General features: G+C 65.6%; 18 protein-coding genes. 9 read left to right on the top strand and 9 right to left on the bottom strand.

Going from position 1 to position 18,035, the window contains the following annotated elements:
* Positions 1-39: 39 nt before the first annotated feature.
* Complete coding sequence (locus tag GPJ75_RS11300) at positions 40-1,461, bottom strand: FAD-binding oxidoreductase (protein ID WP_163268134.1); 1,422 nt, start codon at positions 1,459-1,461, stop codon at positions 40-42.
* Between the two features lie 128 nt (positions 1,462-1,589).
* On the opposite strand from GPJ75_RS11300, the gene GPJ75_RS11295 reads away from it, so the two are divergent.
* The 3 genes from GPJ75_RS11295 (at position 1,590) to GPJ75_RS11285 (ending at position 4,109) form a co-directional block, all read left to right on the top strand.
* Complete coding sequence (locus GPJ75_RS11295; RefSeq protein WP_281354771.1) at positions 1,590-2,066, top strand: thioesterase family protein; 477 nt, start codon at positions 1,590-1,592, stop codon at positions 2,064-2,066.
* A 7-nt stretch (positions 2,067-2,073) separates the two neighbouring features.
* Positions 2,074-3,708 carry a chloride channel protein gene (locus tag GPJ75_RS11290; RefSeq protein ID WP_163268132.1) on the top strand — a complete coding sequence of 545 codons (1,635 nt, stop codon included), beginning with the start codon at positions 2,074-2,076 and terminating at the stop codon, positions 3,706-3,708.
* Positions 3,709-3,911: 203 nt separating this feature from the next.
* A complete protein-coding gene (locus GPJ75_RS11285; RefSeq protein ID WP_159592014.1) occupies positions 3,912-4,109 on the top strand; it encodes a hypothetical protein in 198 nt (65 codons plus the stop codon).
* Between the two features lie 17 nt (positions 4,110-4,126).
* On the opposite strand, the gene GPJ75_RS11280 is transcribed toward GPJ75_RS11285, so the two are convergent.
* Positions 4,127-5,002 (bottom strand): dienelactone hydrolase family protein, encoded by an 876-nt coding sequence (locus tag GPJ75_RS11280; RefSeq protein WP_163268130.1) that lies wholly within the window; start codon positions 5,000-5,002, stop codon positions 4,127-4,129.
* Positions 5,003-5,233: 231 nt separating this feature from the next.
* Between GPJ75_RS11280 and GPJ75_RS11275 the strand changes: the two genes are divergently transcribed.
* Positions 5,234-7,855: an ATP-dependent helicase gene (locus GPJ75_RS11275; RefSeq protein WP_163268129.1), complete on the top strand. Its 2,622-nt coding sequence runs from the start codon at positions 5,234-5,236 to the stop codon at positions 7,853-7,855.
* 54 nt (positions 7,856-7,909) lie between these two features.
* Here the strand turns inward: GPJ75_RS11275 and GPJ75_RS11270 are convergent, their stop codons facing one another.
* The gene (locus GPJ75_RS11270) at positions 7,910-8,362 is read right to left on the bottom strand and encodes a hypothetical protein (RefSeq protein ID WP_163268127.1); all 453 of its coding nucleotides are present in this window, start codon (positions 8,360-8,362) and stop codon (positions 7,910-7,912) included.
* A gap of 446 nt (positions 8,363-8,808) precedes the next feature.
* On the opposite strand from GPJ75_RS11270, the gene GPJ75_RS11265 reads away from it, so the two are divergent.
* The 3 genes from GPJ75_RS11265 (at position 8,809) to GPJ75_RS11255 (ending at position 10,611) form a co-directional block, all read left to right on the top strand.
* Positions 8,809-8,967: a hypothetical protein gene (locus tag GPJ75_RS11265; protein ID WP_163268125.1), complete on the top strand. Its 159-nt coding sequence runs from the start codon at positions 8,809-8,811 to the stop codon at positions 8,965-8,967.
* 21 nt (positions 8,968-8,988) lie between these two features.
* Positions 8,989-9,567 (top strand): SCO family protein, encoded by a 579-nt coding sequence (locus GPJ75_RS11260; RefSeq protein WP_163268123.1) that lies wholly within the window; start codon positions 8,989-8,991, stop codon positions 9,565-9,567.
* A gap of 171 nt (positions 9,568-9,738) precedes the next feature.
* Positions 9,739-10,611, top strand: a complete 873-nt coding sequence (locus GPJ75_RS11255; protein ID WP_163268121.1) for a 50S ribosomal protein L11 methyltransferase — start codon at positions 9,739-9,741, stop codon at positions 10,609-10,611.
* 161 nt (positions 10,612-10,772) lie between these two features.
* On the opposite strand, the gene GPJ75_RS11250 is transcribed toward GPJ75_RS11255, so the two are convergent.
* Positions 10,773-10,955, bottom strand: coding sequence for a hypothetical protein (locus tag GPJ75_RS11250; protein WP_163268119.1), 183 nt, complete (start codon positions 10,953-10,955; stop codon positions 10,773-10,775).
* A 282-nt stretch (positions 10,956-11,237) separates the two neighbouring features.
* On the opposite strand from GPJ75_RS11250, the gene GPJ75_RS11245 reads away from it, so the two are divergent.
* On the top strand, positions 11,238-13,064 hold the full coding sequence (locus tag GPJ75_RS11245) for an aminopeptidase P family protein (RefSeq protein WP_163268118.1): 1,827 nt from the start codon (positions 11,238-11,240) through the stop codon (positions 13,062-13,064).
* An 8-nt stretch (positions 13,065-13,072) separates the two neighbouring features.
* On the opposite strand, the gene GPJ75_RS11240 is transcribed toward GPJ75_RS11245, so the two are convergent.
* The 4 genes from GPJ75_RS11240 to ligA form a co-directional block, all read right to left on the bottom strand.
* Positions 13,073-13,372, bottom strand: a complete 300-nt coding sequence (locus GPJ75_RS11240; protein WP_163268116.1) for an AzlD family protein — start codon at positions 13,370-13,372, stop codon at positions 13,073-13,075.
* Complete coding sequence (locus tag GPJ75_RS11235; protein ID WP_163268114.1) at positions 13,369-14,097, bottom strand: AzlC family ABC transporter permease; 729 nt, start codon at positions 14,095-14,097, stop codon at positions 13,369-13,371. Before GPJ75_RS11235 ends, GPJ75_RS11240 begins: the two co-directional genes overlap by 4 nt.
* Before the next feature lie 160 nt (positions 14,098-14,257).
* Complete coding sequence (locus GPJ75_RS11230; RefSeq protein ID WP_163268112.1) at positions 14,258-14,683, bottom strand: BA14K family protein; 426 nt, start codon at positions 14,681-14,683, stop codon at positions 14,258-14,260.
* A gap of 51 nt (positions 14,684-14,734) precedes the next feature.
* Complete coding sequence (gene ligA / locus GPJ75_RS11225) at positions 14,735-16,843, bottom strand: NAD-dependent DNA ligase LigA (RefSeq protein ID WP_163268110.1); 2,109 nt, start codon at positions 16,841-16,843, stop codon at positions 14,735-14,737.
* Here ligA and GPJ75_RS11220 point away from each other — a divergent pair.
* Positions 16,830-17,069: a hypothetical protein gene (locus GPJ75_RS11220; RefSeq protein WP_163268108.1), complete on the top strand. Its 240-nt coding sequence runs from the start codon at positions 16,830-16,832 to the stop codon at positions 17,067-17,069. The genes ligA and GPJ75_RS11220 overlap by 14 nt on opposite strands.
* A 92-nt stretch (positions 17,070-17,161) precedes the next feature.
* On the opposite strand, the gene GPJ75_RS11215 is transcribed toward GPJ75_RS11220, so the two are convergent.
* Positions 17,162-17,977 carry a hypothetical protein gene (locus tag GPJ75_RS11215; protein WP_163268106.1) on the bottom strand — a complete coding sequence of 272 codons (816 nt, stop codon included), beginning with the start codon at positions 17,975-17,977 and terminating at the stop codon, positions 17,162-17,164.
* Positions 17,978-18,035: the final 58 nt, after the last annotated feature.

Here is an 18,035-nt window from a genome sequence, read left to right as displayed (position 1 = left end):
TTATTCGACCTCGATGCCCATAAAGTGGCCACCACCCGATTACTCGCCCACGATCCCGATGATCTTTCCCGGATTCATGATGTTGAGCGGATCGAGCGCTTTTTTGATGGCGCGCATCACGTCCACGCCCTCCACCCCGTGCTCCTCCTCAAGATAGCGCATCTTGCCCTGGCCGATGCCGTGCTCGCCCGTGCACGTGCCTTCCATGGCAAGCGCCCGCCTGTTGAGACGCGAAACGAAGCCTTCCGCGCGGGCGATCTCTTCCCCGTCCTCCATATCCATCAGCACGGTGACATGGAAATTACCGTCCCCCACGTGGCCGACAATGGGCGCGATCAGCCCGGTCTCCGCGATGTCGGCCTCCGTCTCGACGATGCATTCGGCAAGCCGTGAGATGGGCACACACACGTCCGTCGCCAGTGCCTTCGTGCCGGGCCGCAGCGTGAAGCCCGCCCAATAGAAGTCGTGCCGGGCCTTCCACAGCTTCTGGCGCTCCTCCGCCTCGCGTGCCCAGTTGAAGGGGCCGCCCGAGAACTCGCCCGCGATCTCGCCGAACATCTCCGCCTGCTCGGCGACACCGGCATCCGTGCCGTGGAATTCGAGGAACAGGCACGGTGTCTCCGGATAATCGAGCTTGGAATAGCGGTTGATCGCCTGCATGCCGAGCGCGTTGACGAGCTCCATGCGAGCAACGGGGATGCCCATCTGGATGGTGGTGATGACCGCCTGACAGGCGGCCTCCACGCTCGGAAACGGGCACACGCCGCCGGAGATCGCCTGAGGGATGCCGTAGAGCTTGAGCGTCAGCGCGCAGATGACGCCGAGCGTGCCTTCCGAGCCGACGAGGAGCCGCGTCAGGTCGTAGCCGGCCGAAGACTTGCGCGCCCTCCGCGCCGTCGTCACCACCCTGCCGTCCGCCATCACCGCCGTTACCGAGAGCACGTTCTCCCGCATCGTGCCGTAGCGCACGGCGTTGGTGCCGGACGCCCGTGTCGCCGCCATCCCGCCGAGGCTGGCATTGGCGCCGGGATCGATGGGGAAGAAGAGGCCCGTGTCGCGCAGATAGTGGTTCAATTCCTCGCGCGTGATGCCGGGCTCCACCGTGCAGTCGAGATCCTCCTGGTTGACGGCGAGCACCCGGTTCATGCGCGTCATGTCTAGGCTTATGCCGCCCGCCGGTGCGTTGACGTGCCCTTCCAGCGACGAACCGACCCCAAAGGGTATCACCGGCACGCGGTGCTCCGCGCAGACCCGCACCGCCTCCTGCACCTCTTCGACGCTTTCGGGGAAGAGCACGCCATCCGGCGCCTGATTGGGGATATAGGTGGTGGTATGACCGTGCTGCTCGCGCAGGGACGGCCCGGTCTGCAGCCGCTCACCGAAGCGCGCGCCGAGCTGTTCCAGCACCCGCGAAATTCCGCTTTCGTTGCGCTCGATCTTCGCCACCGCCGCCACGGCCATGTTTTTTCTCCTAAAATCCACCTCCCGCCCTTGTGGAGCAAAAGGCTTTCCGTTTCTATCCCGAGTCTCCAGCAAATCGTCGCATTGTCCAGTGGCGATCGGTATTGCAAGGGAAAGGAACGAGACGGGTGGGCGGACCGCATATCTCCAGTGTCTTCGAGGTCGAGGAAGGCTGGATCGACTACAACGGCCATATGAACATGGCCTATTACGCGGTGCTGTTCGACCGTGCGTTCGATGAGGTCTCCATTGCCCTCGGCATGGGGCCGGACTACGCGAAGGCGCGCCGGCTGACCACATACTCGGCCGAAGTCCACATCTGCTATGTACGCGAATTGCATCGGGGCGACCGCGTCACCGTTTCCTGGCAGCTTCTCGACCATGACGAGAAGCGGCTACGCTCCTTTCAGGAGGTCCGCCACGCGGACGGCTGGCTCGCCGCCACATGCGAATGCCTTACACTGCATGTGGACATGAGCGGCCCGAAAGTAGCCCCGTTCCCTCCGGACGTGATGGAGAAGGTGGAGCAGCTTGCCGCGGCCCATGCCGGCCTGCCCGCGCCCGAGCGGGCCGGCCGCGCCATCGCCATCCGCTGGCGGGCCTGACGGACCGATGGCGCCTCGGCTTGTCTCCCGCCTTCCACGCACCGTCGTCTCCTGGGTCGAGCCGAACCTGCGCGCCTTCATGGAGACGCGCCAGCCCTTCGTCTGGCTGATCGCACTGGCGATCGGCATCGGCGTGGCCATCGCCGCTATCGTCTTCCGCGAATTGATCGGCATCTTCCAGCTCCCCTGGCTCGGCTCCCGTTCCGAACGTGTCTATTCGAACGCCGTCACGCTTTCCTGGTACTGGATCATGGCCGGCCCCGTCGTCGGCGGGCTTCTCGTCGGACTGCTTCTCATCGGGCTCAAGGCGCGGCGCACGGGTGCCGTGGCCGATGTCATCGAAGCGCGGGCGCTCGCCGGCCGCAAGCTTTCGCTGCGCGACGGGCTGCTTTCCGCGTTCATTACCGCGCTCTCCTTGGGATCCGGTGCCAGCGCCGGGCGCGAGGGGCCGGTAGTGCATCTGGGCGCGGTGCTGGCCACCGCCGTCGCCTGGCGCGCCGAACTCCCCGAATGGTGCCGCCGCACGCTGCTGGGTGCCGGCGTGGCGAGCGCCATCGCCGCCTCCTTCAACGCGCCGATCGCCGGCGTTCTGTTCGCCCACGAGGTGATCCTTGGCCACTACGCCATGCGCTCCTTCGTGCCCATCGTCATAGCCTCAACGGCGGGCGGCGTGGCCTCCCGGCTTTGGTTCGGCAATGCGGCGGCCTTCCTCGTGCCCCACTATGCGATCACATCCTTTTGGGAGTTCCCCGCCTTCGTTCTGCTCGGCGTGACAGCGGCGGTGGTCGCCATCCTGTTCCAGTTGGCACTGTTCATCGCCGAGTTCGTGGCGCGCGGCACACGCATCCCGCTATGGCTGCAGCCGATGGCCGGCGGCATCCTGGTCGGCGCCATCGCACTCGTCTTCCCGCAGGTGCTGGGCGTCGGCTACGAGGTAACGGACATGGCGCTGTGGCAGCGGCTGCCTCTCATCACGATGCTGATGCTGATCGTCGTGAAGACGGTCGCCACGGCGATCACGCTCGGCGCCCGCTTCGGCGGCGGCATCTTCTCGCCGGCCCTCTATCTCGGCGCGCTCACCGGCGGCTCCTTCGGCGTCATCGCGGCCTCCGTCTTCCCCGACATGGCCTCGAGCGGCGGCCTCTATGCCATCCTCGGCATGGGCGCGGTCGCCGGCGCCGTCCTCGGCGCGCCCATCTCGACCACGCTCATCGTCTTCGAGCTGACAGGCGGCTACACGCTCTCCATCGCCCTCCTGCTCACCGTCGCCGTCGCCCACGGCATCACGCAGGCGATCCACGGCCACTCCTGGTTCCACTGGCAGCTGGAAATGCGCGGCCTGTTCATCCAGGAAGGCCCGCATCGCGCGCTCGGCCAGGTCACCCGCGTGATGGACTTCATGGAGCCGCTGGCCGACGACGCCGAACCGGAGCGCCACGATCCACAGGAAGATACGCCCGCGCTCAAGCCCACCGACACACTGGAAGCGGCCCTGCGCGCCTTCGACCAGAGCGGCCACACCCGACTACCCGTGGTCGACCCCAAGGACGAGACCCGCATCATCGCCTTCGCCACCCATATCCGCGCGCTGCGCTCCTTCAACAAGGCGCTGGTGCAGCTCAGCGAGGAAGAGCATCGCTGAGGTCCGAGAGCAATTTCAGGAGGCGTGGAAACCGGTTTTCCGTCCGGAATTGCGGCAAACCAATGTTAACCGGCGCTTAACCATACCCCCCTTTGCACAGCTTACAGCTCCGCCCTTCCTTGAAGCGCCCGATAGGCGTTTCAGAATTCTCCCAACGCTCAAATTGATTCGCCCACCGCTCCGGCGGCACCAGGGAGACAGCCTTGAAGGTCGATGTGAAACGGATGTCCGAGCGGCTTGCCCGTGACGCGAGCGTAAGCGACTACGAGGTCTGGCGCGCCCTGAAAGCGCTGGACGAGGAGCTTTACCAGATCGAGACGCAGCGCGACCCCATCCCCATCGACCTCGTCTTCGCACGTGCGATCCTGCGCCGGGCGCAGGAAGCGCGGGGCTGCCCATAGGCAGCCCCCCGTACGGCTTAAGCGAGCTTCTCGTTGAAGAACTCCACCGTCCGCTGCCACGCCAGGTCTGCCGCCTCCTTGTCATAGCGGGCCTCGGAGGTATCGTTGTTGAAGGCGTGGTTCACCCCTTCGTACATGTGGATGGTGTGTTCGGCGCCGGCCGCCTCGAGCGCCTCGCGATATTCCTCGATGCCGGCGTTGATGCGCTCGTCGAGGCCGGCGTAGTGGAGGAGCAGCGGTGCGCTGATATTCTCCACGTCCTCCGGGTCGGGCTGCGCCCCGTAATAGGCGACCGCCGCGTCGAGAGAAGGCGCGTTGACGGCGAGGCTGTTCACCGTGCCGCCGCCCCAGCAGAAGCCGACGGCACCCACGTTGCCGTTCGTCTCCTCGTGCCCTTCCAGGAATTCGATGGTGGCAACGCCGTTGGCGACCGTCTGCTCCGGATCAAGCTGGCCGAACATCGACCGCGCCTCGTCCTCGTCTTCCGGCGTGCCGCCGAGGGGCGACAGGAAGTCCGGCGCCAGCGCCACGAACCCCTCCAACGCCATGCGCCGCGCCACATCCTTGATATGTGCGTTAAGTCCGCGGTTCTCGTGGATGACGACGACCGCCGGCAGCGGCCCTTCCTGCTCGGCCGGGCGCACGAGATAGCCCCGCATCTCGCCCGTGCCACCCGGATAGGTGATCTCCTCGATCGTCAGCCGCTCGTCGTCTTCTGCGATCATGGCGGCGCGGGCGGAGTTGGCTGCCAGCAGCGGCACAATCGCCGCCGCGGCCGCGCTCGAGCCGGCAAGCTTCGTCAGCTTTTCCATGAAGCCGCGGCGGTCTAGGCTAAGGTGGGTGTACTCGTCGTAGGCGTTGATCATCGCCTGGGTGATCTTCGGTGTGGACATAGCTACGCTCTCTCCTGGGATAATTGCGTTCCCCCTCGGGCCGTCACGCCCTGAGCGAGCATAGGAATGGGTTTCCAGCCGGTCCATTCAAGGCTGCGTGAAGTACCGGGGCTGCGTGAAGTGCCGGGGGCTGCGTGAAGTGCCGGCACAGACCTTGGCCTTGCCGTGACGAACCGGTACAAAAGGAAAACGTTTGGCCTCCCAGGCCCGAATCACCATATGCGGTGCTCAATGTCAGGTTCTCCGGACGATCTGCCGTTCTTCGGCGATGATGAAGCCCCACGCTCCCCGCCCACCGCCCCGCGCGCGGGCGGCATTGCCGCGCGCGCCATGGCCGCCCGCCAGGGCGCGGCCACACCCTATCTCGAAGGGCTGAACCCGGAGCAGCGCCTGGCCGTCGAGACCACCGAAGGTCCGGTGCTCGTCTTGGCGGGCGCCGGTACCGGCAAGACGCGGGTGCTGACGACGCGCATCGCCCACATCCTGGCGACCGGCCGTGCCTATCCCTCGCAGATCCTCGCAGTCACCTTCACCAACAAGGCGGCGCGCGAGATGAAGGCGCGTATCGGCGTGTTGGTCGGGCAGGCTATCGAGGGCATGCCGTGGCTCGGCACGTTCCACTCGATCGGCGTCAAGCTCTTACGCCGCCATGCCGAGCTCGCCGGCCTCAAATCCTCCTTCACCATCCTCGACACCGACGACCAGATCAGGCTCCTGAAGCAGCTCATCCAGGCCGAGGGTCTGGACGACAAGCGCTGGCCGGCGCGCCAGTTCGCGCAGATGATCGACGGCTGGAAGAACAAGGGGCTGGTCCCGCAGGACATTCCCGAGGGCGACGCCCGCGCTTTCGCGAACGGCAAGGGCCGCGAACTCTATGCCGCATATCAGGAGCGGCTGAAGACGCTGAATGCGGTGGATTTCGGCGACCTCCTCCTGCACCCGATCCGCCTCTTCCGCGAAAACCCGGACGTTCTCAGGGAATACCACGCCAAGTTCAAATACATCCTGGTGGACGAGTATCAGGACACGAACACGGCGCAGTACATGTGGCTGAGGCTCCTCGCGCAGCGGCCAGGCAAGCATCCGGCCGAAGGCCGAGCGCCCGACCGGGCGCCGGGCGACGTTTCGCCCGCCCCCGCGGAGGGCCAGCCGCCGCAGGCGGCGGTGCGGCCCGTGAGCGAAAACAAACCCACACAACAAATCAACATTTGTTGTGTGGGCGACGACGATCAATCCATCTACGGCTGGCGCGGCGCCGAGGTGGACAACATCCTGCGCTTCGAGAAGGATTTTCCCGGCGCCACCGTCATCCGGCTTGAGCGCAACTACCGCTCCACCGCCCATATCCTGGGCGCCGCCTCCCATCTCATCGCCCACAACGAAGGCCGGCTCGGCAAGACGCTTTTCACCGACGCGGCCGATCCGGACGACCCCAAGGTCAAGGTCCACGCCGCCTGGGATTCGGAAGAAGAGGCGCGCGCCCTCGGCGAGGAGATCGAGGCTCTCCAGGCCAAGGACCACGCTCTCAACGACATGGCCATCCTCGTGCGCGCTTCCTTCCAGATGCGCGAGTTCGAGGATCGTTTCGTCACCCTCGGCCTCAACTACCGTGTCATCGGCGGCCCGCGCTTCTACGAGCGGATGGAGATCCGCGACGCGCTCGCCTATTTCCGTGTCGTCGCCCAAGGCGCCGACGACCTCGCCTTCGAGCGCATCGTCAACGTGCCGAAGCGAGGCTTGGGCGAAGCCGCCGTACGCCAGATCCATGATGTCGCACGCATGCGCGGCGCGCCGCTCCTGCAGGCCGCGCGCGACCTTGTCGGCACCGAGGAGATGAAGCCCAAGCCGCGTGCCGCCCTGCGCAACCTCGTGGAAAGCTTCGAGCGCTGGCAGGGCATGCTGGAGCGCACGCCGCATACGGAGTTGGCCGAGCTGATCCTGGAGGAGTCGGGCTACACCGACATGTGGAAGAACGACCGTTCCGCCGAAGCGCCTGGGCGGCTGGAGAACTTGAAGGAGCTCATCCGCTCCATGGAGGAATACGAGAGCCTGCGCGGCTTTCTGGAGCATGTGGCGCTGGTCATGGACGCCGAGCGCGACGAGGAGCTCGACGCAGTCAGCCTTATGACGCTGCATTCGGCCAAGGGGCTGGAGTTCGACACCGTGTTCCTGCCCGGCTGGGAAGAAGGCCTCTTCCCCCATCAGCGCGCGCTCGACGAGGGCGGGCGTTCCGGCCTTGAGGAGGAGCGGCGGCTTGCCTATGTCGGCCTGACGCGCGCCAAGAAGAACCTGCACGTCTGGTTCACCTCCAACCGCCGCATCCACGGCCTGTGGCAATCCACCATCCCCTCGCGCTTCCTCGATGAATTGCCCGAGGCGCATGTCGAGGTGGCAGAGGACGGCGGCGCCTATGGCGGTTATGGGCGCCCCCAGGGCGGCAGGCAGCCGGGCCGGCCCAATCCCTACGGCCCCTCGCGCTTCGACGAGGCGGCGGAGGTCTTCTCCAATTCCTACGCCACCCCCGGCTGGCAGCGCGCCCAGAAAAACCGCACGGACGCCACGGCGCGCAACTGGGGCACGCGCTCCGGCCATCAGGTAGAGCGCATCGGCTACGGCGAGACGGATTCGGGCTATGGCGCTGGGCGCGGCTCGGTCAAGGGCCGCACCATCGAGGGCGAGCTGGTGGCCAAGTCGGTCGCCGATGGCCCTTCGGCCTTCAAGGTGGGCGACCGCGTCTTCCACCTGAAGTTCGGCAACGGCAATGTCGCGGCAATAGATGGCAACAAGCTTACCATCGATTTCGACAAGGCGGGCCAGAAACGCGTTCTGGACGGCTTCGTCGAACGGGCGTGAACGGTTTCGGGCCGAAGCTTCAGCCCACACCGGCCGTTTATGACGATCGCATACCTATTTGAAATATACGTACTTGCCGTCGGCGTTCTTCTCGCGTTTCAGCACACCGCTATTGGCGTAGCGCGACAGCGGCCCGGAAAAGGCGTTGGATTTATAGCGGGTGCCGACTTCTTCTTCGCATTTTTTCACGATATCGCCGATCGTGCGTTTTTGATTGAAGAAGTCGCTGGAAATCAATCGCGCCAGCGCCGCGACGGCACCGCTGGCGCTAGGGGCGGTTGTGCGTGCCCGCGAACCGGCACCAGAGGGGCCCGCCGCTTCGCGCCTGCCGGCCCGGCCGGGCCCGGCGGCGTAGGAACTACCAGGTGCCTCCAAGAATCTCTGGCCGCCGGCTTGGTTGAATAAAAGTTCCACGATGCGGAGCTGGACAGCTTCCGACTCGAATTTGTTGATGGTTTCTGAAAGTTCAGCAAGCTGACGTTTCAGTTCGTGGAAGTTCTTATTCATTTAATTGCCCCTGCTCGATACCGCGCCACCAGGGCGCAGAAAAGCCCTTGGCATTTGGCTATATAAGTAGGATGAAAGTCAATACACGCACCACGCGAGTATATTTCTATATTGGGTTGCACGTAAGCTTCACCGGCTCGTGCGAATCAAATCCTGCAGCAATGGTCTAGTGGTGCGATCCTGACAGATGGCCCCATCTGTCCGGACAAATCGCCCCAACAGGTTAACAACTCGTGCGCTAGCTCTTCCAAAGGGATGGGTACCATCTGTTGGGTCGGACCACTGGGACAAGGTAAAGGCCGTATCGGCAAACATAACATGTGCGTATATGACGACACGGTGTGCAGCGGGGTGATATCTTTAGCGGCTCCTTCTCCCCGTGAGCGGTCGCCGCTTGCGACAGTTTGCATCTTCCTTCCCCTCGGCATCGGGACTATCCTTCATCCATGAAGACGGCACCCGCCAATCTTCCGGCCTTCCTCAAGCTTGGTGCCCTTGCCATGCTCCTAGCGGCGCTAGCTGGTCTCGGGCTTGCCATGTGGATGGAGAACGGCGCGGCGATTTTTATTTCCCTGGCTGAGGCCGGCCTTGCCTGGTGTCTCTGATTTCCTTCAACGGTGATTTCCATGATGCGCTACATTCTTGTCGGCATTCTCGCCCTTATGGTCCTTGCAGTCGGCTTGCTCACGTTCCAGTGGTACCGCGACAGGAGTGCGGCGGTCGCCTTTGGCGCGCCGTTCCAGCTTGTCGACCAGAATGGCGAACCGATCAGCGAAAAGGCATTCGAGGGCAGTCCGACGGCGATCTTCTTCGGCTTCACCCATTGCCCCGACATCTGCCCCACCACACTGTTCGAGATGGAAGGCTGGCTCGAGCAACTGGGCGAGGACGGCGAGGAATTGGGGGCTTATTTCGTCACCGTCGACCCCGAGCGCGATACGCCGGAGATCATGAAGAATTATCTGGAAAACTTCTCCAGCCGCATCACCGGCATCACCGGCGAGCCCGAGAAAGTGATGGAGATGGTCAGATCCTACCGCATCTATGCCAACAAGGTGGAGTTGGAGGGCGGCGACTACACCATGGACCACACGGCCTCGGTCATGTTGCTTGGCCGCGACGGCGACTTTTTCGGCACCATTTCCTACCAGGAGAACCCGGACACAGCTATCGCCAAGCTGCGCCGGCTGGTAAAGGAGGGCTGACTTGGGGTGTGTTGAGATTCAAGGTCAGGGCGAGGCGAAAATGGTGATTTTCGAGAACCGGAGCGCAGTGTACGTACGGGTACATGAGCACCGGAAGCGCGGAAAATCGCCATTTGCAGCCCGCCATGGCCTGAATCTCAACACACCCTAGCCCCACCTTCTTTAAAGCCGATGTCCCAGACCCGTCTCTACCTCCAGGCGCCGCAGGCGCTTGCCACCCGCATCTATGATCTTTTCGACCGCGCATTCGAGGATGACGGACTGGCGCTCGCCATCACGGAGATCGACGAGGCGCAAGGCCTGCACGAGGTCTCCGTCTATGCCATGGAGGATGCCGACGGCGTGAAGACGCGCATGGGCGCGGCCCTCGGCGCCCTGCCCGTCTTTCCGGAGATATCCGTGGAGGAGCTACCGGAGACCGACTGGGTCGCCCACGCGCTGGAGGGTCTGCGCGCCGTGCGGGCCGGCCGCTTCTTCATCCACGGCGCCCACGAGCGCGGCGGCGCGCGGCCGGGCGAGATCGCCATCGAGATCGAGGCAGGCCTTGCCTTCGGTACCGGCCACCACGGCACGACGGCGGGCTGTCTGGAGATGATCGGCCGCGTCATGAACCGCGAGCACCCCAGGAACGCGCTGGACCTCGGCACGGGCAGCGCCGTCCTGGCCATCGCCATCGCCAAGCTCAGGCGCATTCCGGTGCTGGCCACCGACATCGACCCCACGGCCACGCGTGTGGCGCGTTCCAATGTGCGGCTGAACGAAGCCGCCGCCTGGGTCCACCCCGTCACAGCGCCCGGCTTCCATCACCGCCTGTTTGCCGAAAGACGACCGTTCGACCTGATCGTCGCCAACGTCCTCGCCCGCCCGCTGATGCGGCTGGCGCCCGATATGGCGCATCATCTTGCACCGGGCGGCTCGCTCATCCTGTCGGGCATTCTGGACCGCCAGCGCCGTGCCGTCATCGCCGCCTATGTCGGCCAGGGCTTCCGCCACGTCGCCACGATCCACCGCGAAGGCTGGGCCACGCTCCACATGAAGCGCTAGAGCAATTCCAGGAAAAGTGGAACCGGGTTTCCGTCCGGAATTGCGACAAAACAAAAAGTTAGACCAGTTCATCGATTCCGTGAAACGATGAACTGGTCTAAAAAGAAAAAAGGCGGCCGCAGTGGCTGCGGCCGCCTTTTTCCAAGCCCCGAGTGAAAATCTCAGTACATATAGCCCGTGCCCTTGCGGCGCAGCTCTTCACGGCTGTAGCCGTGCGCCTTCAACGTCTCGTCGTCGAGCATCAGGAGCGCGCCGTTGACATAGCGGCTCACCTGCCGTTCGCGGGCGGCAACCAACGCATCCACGGCGTTACGAAAAAATCCACGCTTTGCACCATGTGCCATGTGAAGTTTCCTTCTCACTATAGAAAGTTCGTCCTCCACGCTTCGAAAGGTAAGCATTGCTGACCCGATCAACCAGCGCTCATTGCGCATGCCAGCCATTCGATTTTTGCATGTGCGAAGGACGTGCTGCGCCGCAACATCAATAAGATTGAAATCCCTCTCCGCCGCATTGCCCGCGCCCTCACCCGCGGTTAGGGTCGCGGCCTCTAGAAAAATTTGAGGAAAGGCGGGAACCGGTTTCCGCCCGGAATTGCGACAAGACAGCGCCCTGTGGAGTGCCCCATGTTCCAGTCTTTCGACAGCACCGCCGATCCCTCTCAGGCAGGTCCGCGCCTGGAGCGCTTGCGCGCGTTGATGGCAGAGGCCGGCCTCGACGGCCTGTTGGTGCCGCACAGCGACGAACATCAGGGAGAATACCTGCCGCCGGGCGCGGAGCGGCTTGCATGGCTGACCGGCTTCACCGGCTCGGCGGGCGCGGCGCTCATCCTGCGCGAGAAGGCGGTCCTCTTCGTCGACGGCCGCTACACGCTGCAGGCCGGCGAGCAGACGGATCCCGCGCTCTTCGATATCGAGAGCCTTGTCGACAACCCGCCGCGCGACTGGGTGAAGGCGAACCTGTCGAAGGGCGCACGCGTCGGCTTCGACCCCTGGCTGCACACCATCGGCGACACGCTTGGCCTGCGCAAAGCCCTGGAGAAGCCGGGCGCGGAGGCCGTACCGCTCGAACGCAATCTCGTTGACGCCATATGGGAAGACCAGCCCGCCCCGCCCGCCGAGCCGGTGCGCATCCACCCGCTCAACTATGCCGGGGAAGCAGCCGCCGACAAGCTCTCCCGCCTGGCCGGCAAGCTGGCCGAGGACGGCGTCGACCACACGGTGCTCACCGACCCATCCTCGCTCGCCTGGGCGTTCAACATCCGTGGCAGCGACGTTCCGCACACGCCGCTGGCGCTCGGTTTTGCCATTCTCTCGGCCAAAGACCGACCGCGCCTCTTCATGGACCCGAAGAAGCTCTCGAACGAAACGGAGACCTATCTGCGCCAACTGGCGGAGCTCCATGTGCCCTCGGAGCTGGAGACCGTGCTCGCGGAGCTAGCGCGAGATGGCGCGAAGATCGGCCTCGACAATGCCCGCGCGGCCGAGAAGCTGCGCCTCCTGGTGGAGGAGAGCGGCGGCGCAACCGTCTCCTTCGCCGATCCCACTGCCCTTCCCCGCGCCATGAAGAACGAGGCGGAGCTGAAGGGCGCGCGGGCAGCCCACTTGCGCGACGGCGCGGCCCTTGCCCGCTTCCTCGCCTGGCTCGACGCGCAGGAACCGGAGAGCCTCGACGAGATCGCCGTCGTCAAGCATCTGGAGGAATGCCGGCGCCGCGCCGGCGACGAAGCGCAGATGCCGCTGCGCGACATCTCCTTCGACACCATCTCCGGCGCCGGCCCCAACGGCGCCATCATCCACTACCGCGTGACGAGGAAGACCAACCGGAAGCTTGCGGCGGGCGAGCTTCTGCTGGTCGATTCCGGCGGCCAGTACGAGGATGGCACGACGGATGTCACGCGCACCGTCGCCCTCGGCCAGCCGACGGACGAGATGCGGAACCGCTTCACCCTGGTGCTGAAGGGCGTGATCGCCCTCTCCATGCTGCGCTTTCCCGCCGGCACCCGCGGCGTGGACATCGACGCCTTCGCCCGGCTTGCTCTCTGGAATGCCGGCCTCGACTATGGCCATGGAACGGGCCATGGCGTCGGCTCCTACCTTTCCGTGCACGAGGGCCCGCAGCGCATCGCCAAGACCGGCACGGAAAAGCTGCGCACCGGCATGATCCTGTCCAACGAGCCCGGCTACTACCGCGCCGGGCACTACGGCATCCGCATCGAGAACCTCATCGTCGTCACCCCTCCCGAGCCTGTCGAAGGGGGCGAGGTGGACATGCACGGCTTCGAGACGCTGACGCTGGCACCCGTCGACCGCCGGCTCATCGATCCGTCGCTTCTGACGGGAGAGGAGCGGGAGTGGCTCGACGCCTATCATGGACGGGTCTTGGCGGAGGTCGGGCCGCTGGTCGACGGCGAGACGGCCGCCTGGCTGCGTTTAGCGACGGCGCCGCTGTAAGGACTGCTCTACCCCAGCAAATGCCGCAGGAGAATGAGCACCGCCATGGCCGTCAGGAACATCGGCATCATCCCGCCGCCCGCCAGCGAGATCAGCGCCGCTACCACAAGAGCCGCGATCTCGGCCGGCCCACCCTCCATCGCGGCGGGCGCCACCAGTGTCGTCAGCACCGCGGCGGGCACGGCGTTGAGCCCCGCTTCCACGCGTGGATGGATGCGCTCGAAGCGGGAGAGCACCAGGTGCCCGCCGGCGCGCGTCAGGTAGGTCAGCACCGCACCGGCGACGATGATCCAGAAAATCGTGCTCATTGCGCCTCCTCCCGCACGGATTTGCCCGGCGGCAGCAATGCCCCAAGAAAGACACCGGCCAGCGCGCCGATCGACACATGCCAGGGAGAGCCCACGGTCTTATAGGCGATGACGGACGCCACGGCGCTCACGCCCACGACGGGCAGCCACATCGCCCGTTTGCGGAAGCCCATGACGAGGCCGAGAAAGTAGATCGGTAAAAGGAAATCGATCCCCAGCGCATGCGGATCGGGGATGAGGCGGCCGAAAAGGGCTCCCACCCACGCCTCGACGACCCACAGGGTATAGATCGGCAGGGCGATCCCCATGTACCAGGCAAAGCCGATCCGCCGGCCGCTCTCCACCCGCTGCTCGGCTTCGGCGAACTGCGGGTCGACCAGGAAGAAGAAGCCGACAGCGCGCTGCAGCGGTGTCCAGTGGGAGAGCTGGCGGCCGATGGTGGCGGAATAGAGCACGTGGCGGAAATTGACGGCGAAGATGGACAGGACCACCAGCCACGGCGCGACCTTTGCACCGAAGAGGTCAAGGCCCACCATCTGGCTGGCGCCGGCATAGATGGTGGCGCTCATGAAGATCGCCTCGAAGGTGGAAAAACCGTTCTCCAGCGCAAGGGTGCCGAACAAAAGGCCGAAGGGAGCGGCGGCCACGACGACGGGCAGGCTCCGGCGCGCGCCAAGCATGAATTCGCTCCACCGGCGCGGCGCGACGTAACTGTCAGCGGTCATGGGAACCTCCAGGCCGACGAGCATAGGTCAGGAATGCTGACCAGTCATATCAATTTCATTGAGCCAACGATGAAGGTGGGTGATGGGTCGGGGCCGGTCTTGAACCTGGACACCGGCAGGCCGCGTGGGCGGCCTGCCGGCGCCATCCTATGGCCTCGGCTCACCGATAGGGCGAGTTACAATACCTGCGCGGGCCGTGATAGGGCTGGAAGGTGTCCGTGCGCACATCGTAGGAGCGGTAACGCCGCAGGCACCATTCCACATGCGGGTCGCTGCCGTAGCGGTAGACGGGCGCCCTTCGCGACTGGCTGAGCAGCCCGCCGAGGATCGCGCCCGCCGCAAGCCCACCGAGCAATGCGCCCACGTCGTTGTCCCGATCGCGCCGGTGGCGGCGGTATTTCCTGTAGCGACGATAGTCGCGCGAATAGTACCTGCCGCGGTGGTTCACCTCCTCGTAGCGCTTGCCGTTATCGGGCGCAGCCAACGGCGCCGGATAGATCGGCGCGGATATGGACGGCGCGGTGGGGACGCCTGCAACGGAAAACGCCATGACCGCCGCGCACAGCGTTGCGACATGCTTTTTCATCTCGACCTCCTCGGTCGTTTCGACCGCTTTTCCTGCCCTTCATATAAGATTCTAATCCTGTCCGCCCACTCGCGCAAACCAGGCGTCCTCGTCGATCACCTCGACGCCGAGTTCCGCCGCCTTCTTCAGCTTCGATCCCGCGCCCGGTCCGGCCACCACCAGGTCCGTCTTCTTCGATACCGAGCCGGCCACCTTGGCGCCCAGGCGCTCGGCCATGTCCTTGGCCTCGTCGCGCGACATGCGCTCCAGCGCCCCGGTGAACACGATGGTCTTGCCGGCGACGGGTGAATCCATCACCGGCCGCTCCGCGTCCTCGACGTCCACCTGCGCGGCCAGCGCCTCCACCACCGCCCGGTTGTGCTCCTCGGCGAAATAGTTGGACACGGCATCGATCACCGCATCGCCGATATCCTCCAGCGCGTCCATCTCCTCGCGCGCGGCGGTATCCCCCGCCGCCACCGCAAGGGCGGCATCGTGAAAATCCTGCCAGGAGCCGTAGGCGCGCGCCAGCGTTACCGCCGTGCGCTCGCCCACATGGCGGATGCCCAGCCCGTAGATCATGCGGTCGAGCGGGATGGTGCGCCGCGCCTCGATTGCCGCCAAGAGATTGGCCGCCGAGACCTCGCCCCACCCCTCCTTGTCCTTGAGCTTCTCCAGGTTTTCCCCGGCCAACGCGAAGATGTCGGCCGGGCTTTTGACGGACAGGTCCGGGTCGTTGAAGAAGAACTCGATCTGCCGCTCGCCCAGCCCCTCGATATCGAAGGCGCGGCGCGAGACGAAGTGGCGCAGGTGCTCGATGCGCTGGAACGGACAGGCGAACTCGCCCGAGCAGCGCCGCACCACGCCCTCCCCGCCGCCGGCCGTGCCCTCGCGCACCACCGGCGTCTTCAACTCGCACGGGCAGACGGTCGGGAAGACGAACTCCTGCGCATCCTTCGGCCGCCGCTCCGGCACGTAGCCGAGGATCTGCGGGATGACGTCGCCCGCCCGCTGCACGGTCACCGTATCGCCGATCTTGATGCCCAGCCGCTCGATCTCCTCGGCATTGTGCAAGGTGGCGTTTGTCACCACCACGCCGCCCACCGTCACCGGCTCGAGCCGCGCCACCGGCGTCAGCGCGCCGGTGCGGCCGACCTGAATGTCGATGCCGCGCAGGATGGTCGACGCCTTCTCGGCCGGGAACTTGTGGGCGATAGCCCAGCGGGGGCTGCGCGAGACGAAGCCCAGCCGCTGCTGCAGCGCAAGGTCGTCCACCTTGTAGACCACGCCGTCGATGTCGTAGCTCAAGGTGGCGCGCTGCTCTTCGATGGCCTTGTAGTGCGCCAGAAGCCCCGTGGCGGTCTCGCAATGGCGCATCAATTCGTTGGTGCGGAAGCCGTAGCTTTTCAGCGCTTCCACCATCCCCATCTGCGTCGGCGCCGGCATCTCGCTCACCTCGCCCCAGGCATAGGCGAAGAATTTCAAGGGCCGCGCGGCGGTCATCGCGGGGTCGAGCTGGCGCAGCGAGCCGGCGGCCGTATTACGCGGGTTCACGTAGGTCTGCTTGCCCTCCGCCTCCTGGCGCGCGTTGAGCGCCAGGAAGTCGCGGTGCGTCATGTAGACCTCGCCGCGCACCTCGATCACGTCCGGGTGGTCGCCGGCAAGAACGTTGGGGATATCGGCGACCGCGCGCGCATTGGCCGTCACGTTCTCGCCCACCTGCCCGTCGCCGCGCGTGGCGGCCGAGACGAGCCGCCCTTTCTCGTAGCGCAGCGACAGGGACAGCCCGTCGATCTTCGGCTCCGCCGTCATGTCGATGGGCGTGTGCGGTTCGAGCTTCAGATAGCGACGGATACGCGCCACGAACTCCACCACGTCCTCGTCGGAAAAGGCGTTGTCGAGGGAAAGCATCGGCACTTTGTGCCGCACCTTCTCGAACTTCTCCGACACGGGCGCGCCAACCCGGCGCGAGGGCGAATCCTCGCGGACGAGATGCGGGAAAAACTGCTCGATGGCGAGGTTGCGCCGGCGCAGCGCGTCGTACTCGGCATCCGAGATCGCCGGCTGGTCCTCACCGTGATAGCGCCGGTCGTGCTCGGCGATCTCGCGTGCAAGGCGGGCGAGTTCTTCCTTGGCTTGGTCCTCCGTCATGTCTTCAACGGGGATCGTGGCTGTGGTCATGGGCGATGGTCCGGATTCGGTCGGGCCGCCAACATATGGCTTTTCGGGCGTCTGTCTCAAGTCGCTCGATGCCGGCACCTGCCTCATCCTAACGGTCATCCTGTTCACTCCCGCGCATCATCCTTGCCTTGCCTTCACTCCCATCCTGAGCCTGTCGCCCTCCGCTATGGCTCCGGGCATTCGTCGTTGGAAAAGCGTTCGCAAGCTCACCATTGGCTTTTCCTGACCTTCGGCCAGCACTCCTCACTACCACGCCCGGATCTTGCCCCGTCTGGCTCGTTGGAATGCTCGACTTTCCGAATGCGTCCGCGCCGCGCGTCATGAGGTATCGGGGCTCTCCAGCGCGTAGAGGGCCAGCGAATGGGCGTACGCCAGGATCTCGTCGACCTCGCGGATATTGCGGGGGCGGTAGGCGTCGGACGGGTCGAAGCGGGACAGCCGGCCGCCGGGCGGGCGGCCGCCGCGCAGCGGTGCGGTGCGGCGCACAAGCCCCAGATCGCGGCGCGCCTTCCAGCGGGCAAAGCGCATGGCCTGTCCCGGCAGGTCGTCAAGGGCGGCGGCGAGTGCCGCGAGGCGCTGGCCAAGACGCGCGGCGCTGACGGGATCGTCGCGGGAGGGCGGCTGCGGGAGGGGAGACGGCTCGGTGACGCCGGGAAACAGGATGCGCGGGACGGCGTGCGCCGGCCCATGGCGGCGGTCCTGCGTCGGGGTATGCGGCAGCGGGTCGAAGAGCGGCAGGCTCACGCTTCGCGGACGGGCGGGCACGGCGGCGCGCCTGGCTTCCGCCCTCGCTCTGCGCGCTGCGGCGGCCAGGTCGGCGGGCGAGGCCATCACGGCGATGCCGAGGCTGCGCAGGAGCGGCACCGGGCTTGCGGGCCTCTGTTTGCGCGGGGGCGGCAGACAGACGGTGAGACCGCGCGCGGCGGCGATGATCAGCCGCCGCGCGGCGGCCTCAGTCGGGCGCAACAGGCGGAGGATGGCGCGCCAGAGATGGCGGGGCAGGGTCTTTCGCGGCTCGCCTTCGGCCCGCGCCTCAGGATGAGGGCCCACGGCCGGCCCGGCCATGGCCACGAGGGAAGCCACGATGCGCTTCAGCGCCACGCGATCCCGCTCGATTGCCGCAGTTCCGTCCATGGCTGCCTCCTCCATTCTTCAGGCGGGATTATCGCACGGGTCGGGAGGGGCGTGAATG

Origin of the sequence: Chelativorans alearensis (assembly GCF_010993735.1) — a bacterium.
GTDB lineage: Bacteria > Pseudomonadota > Alphaproteobacteria > Rhizobiales > Rhizobiaceae > Chelativorans > Chelativorans alearense.
This window is presented reverse-complemented; position numbering and strand designations above follow the sequence as displayed.

Excerpts from the sequence above, each read along its gene's own strand:
- GPJ75_RS11300 (WP_163268134.1), bottom strand. The coding sequence starts at position 1,461 with ATGGCCGTGGCGGCGGTGGCGAAGATCGAGCGCAACGAAAGCGGAATT.
- GPJ75_RS11290 (WP_163268132.1), top strand. The coding sequence starts at position 2,074 with ATGGCGCCTCGGCTTGTCTCCCGCCTTCCACGCACCGTCGTCTCCTGG.
- GPJ75_RS11280 (WP_163268130.1), bottom strand. The coding sequence starts at position 5,002 with ATGTCCACACCGAAGATCACCCAGGCGATGATCAACGCCTACGACGAG.
- GPJ75_RS11275 (WP_163268129.1), top strand. The coding sequence starts at position 5,234 with ATGTCAGGTTCTCCGGACGATCTGCCGTTCTTCGGCGATGATGAAGCC.
- GPJ75_RS11270 (WP_163268127.1), bottom strand. The coding sequence starts at position 8,362 with ATGAATAAGAACTTCCACGAACTGAAACGTCAGCTTGCTGAACTTTCA.
- GPJ75_RS11265 (WP_163268125.1), top strand. The coding sequence starts at position 8,809 with ATGAAGACGGCACCCGCCAATCTTCCGGCCTTCCTCAAGCTTGGTGCC.
- GPJ75_RS11260 (WP_163268123.1), top strand. The coding sequence starts at position 8,989 with ATGATGCGCTACATTCTTGTCGGCATTCTCGCCCTTATGGTCCTTGCA.
- GPJ75_RS11255 (WP_163268121.1), top strand. The coding sequence starts at position 9,739 with ATGTCCCAGACCCGTCTCTACCTCCAGGCGCCGCAGGCGCTTGCCACC.
- GPJ75_RS11250 (WP_163268119.1), bottom strand. The coding sequence starts at position 10,955 with ATGGCACATGGTGCAAAGCGTGGATTTTTTCGTAACGCCGTGGATGCG.
- GPJ75_RS11245 (WP_163268118.1), top strand. The coding sequence starts at position 11,238 with ATGTTCCAGTCTTTCGACAGCACCGCCGATCCCTCTCAGGCAGGTCCG.
- GPJ75_RS11240 (WP_163268116.1), bottom strand. The coding sequence starts at position 13,372 with ATGAGCACGATTTTCTGGATCATCGTCGCCGGTGCGGTGCTGACCTAC.
- GPJ75_RS11235 (WP_163268114.1), bottom strand. The coding sequence starts at position 14,097 with ATGACCGCTGACAGTTACGTCGCGCCGCGCCGGTGGAGCGAATTCATG.
- GPJ75_RS11230 (WP_163268112.1), bottom strand. The coding sequence starts at position 14,683 with ATGAAAAAGCATGTCGCAACGCTGTGCGCGGCGGTCATGGCGTTTTCC.
- ligA (WP_163268110.1), bottom strand. The coding sequence starts at position 16,843 with ATGACCACAGCCACGATCCCCGTTGAAGACATGACGGAGGACCAAGCC.
- GPJ75_RS11215 (WP_163268106.1), bottom strand. The coding sequence starts at position 17,977 with ATGGACGGAACTGCGGCAATCGAGCGGGATCGCGTGGCGCTGAAGCGC.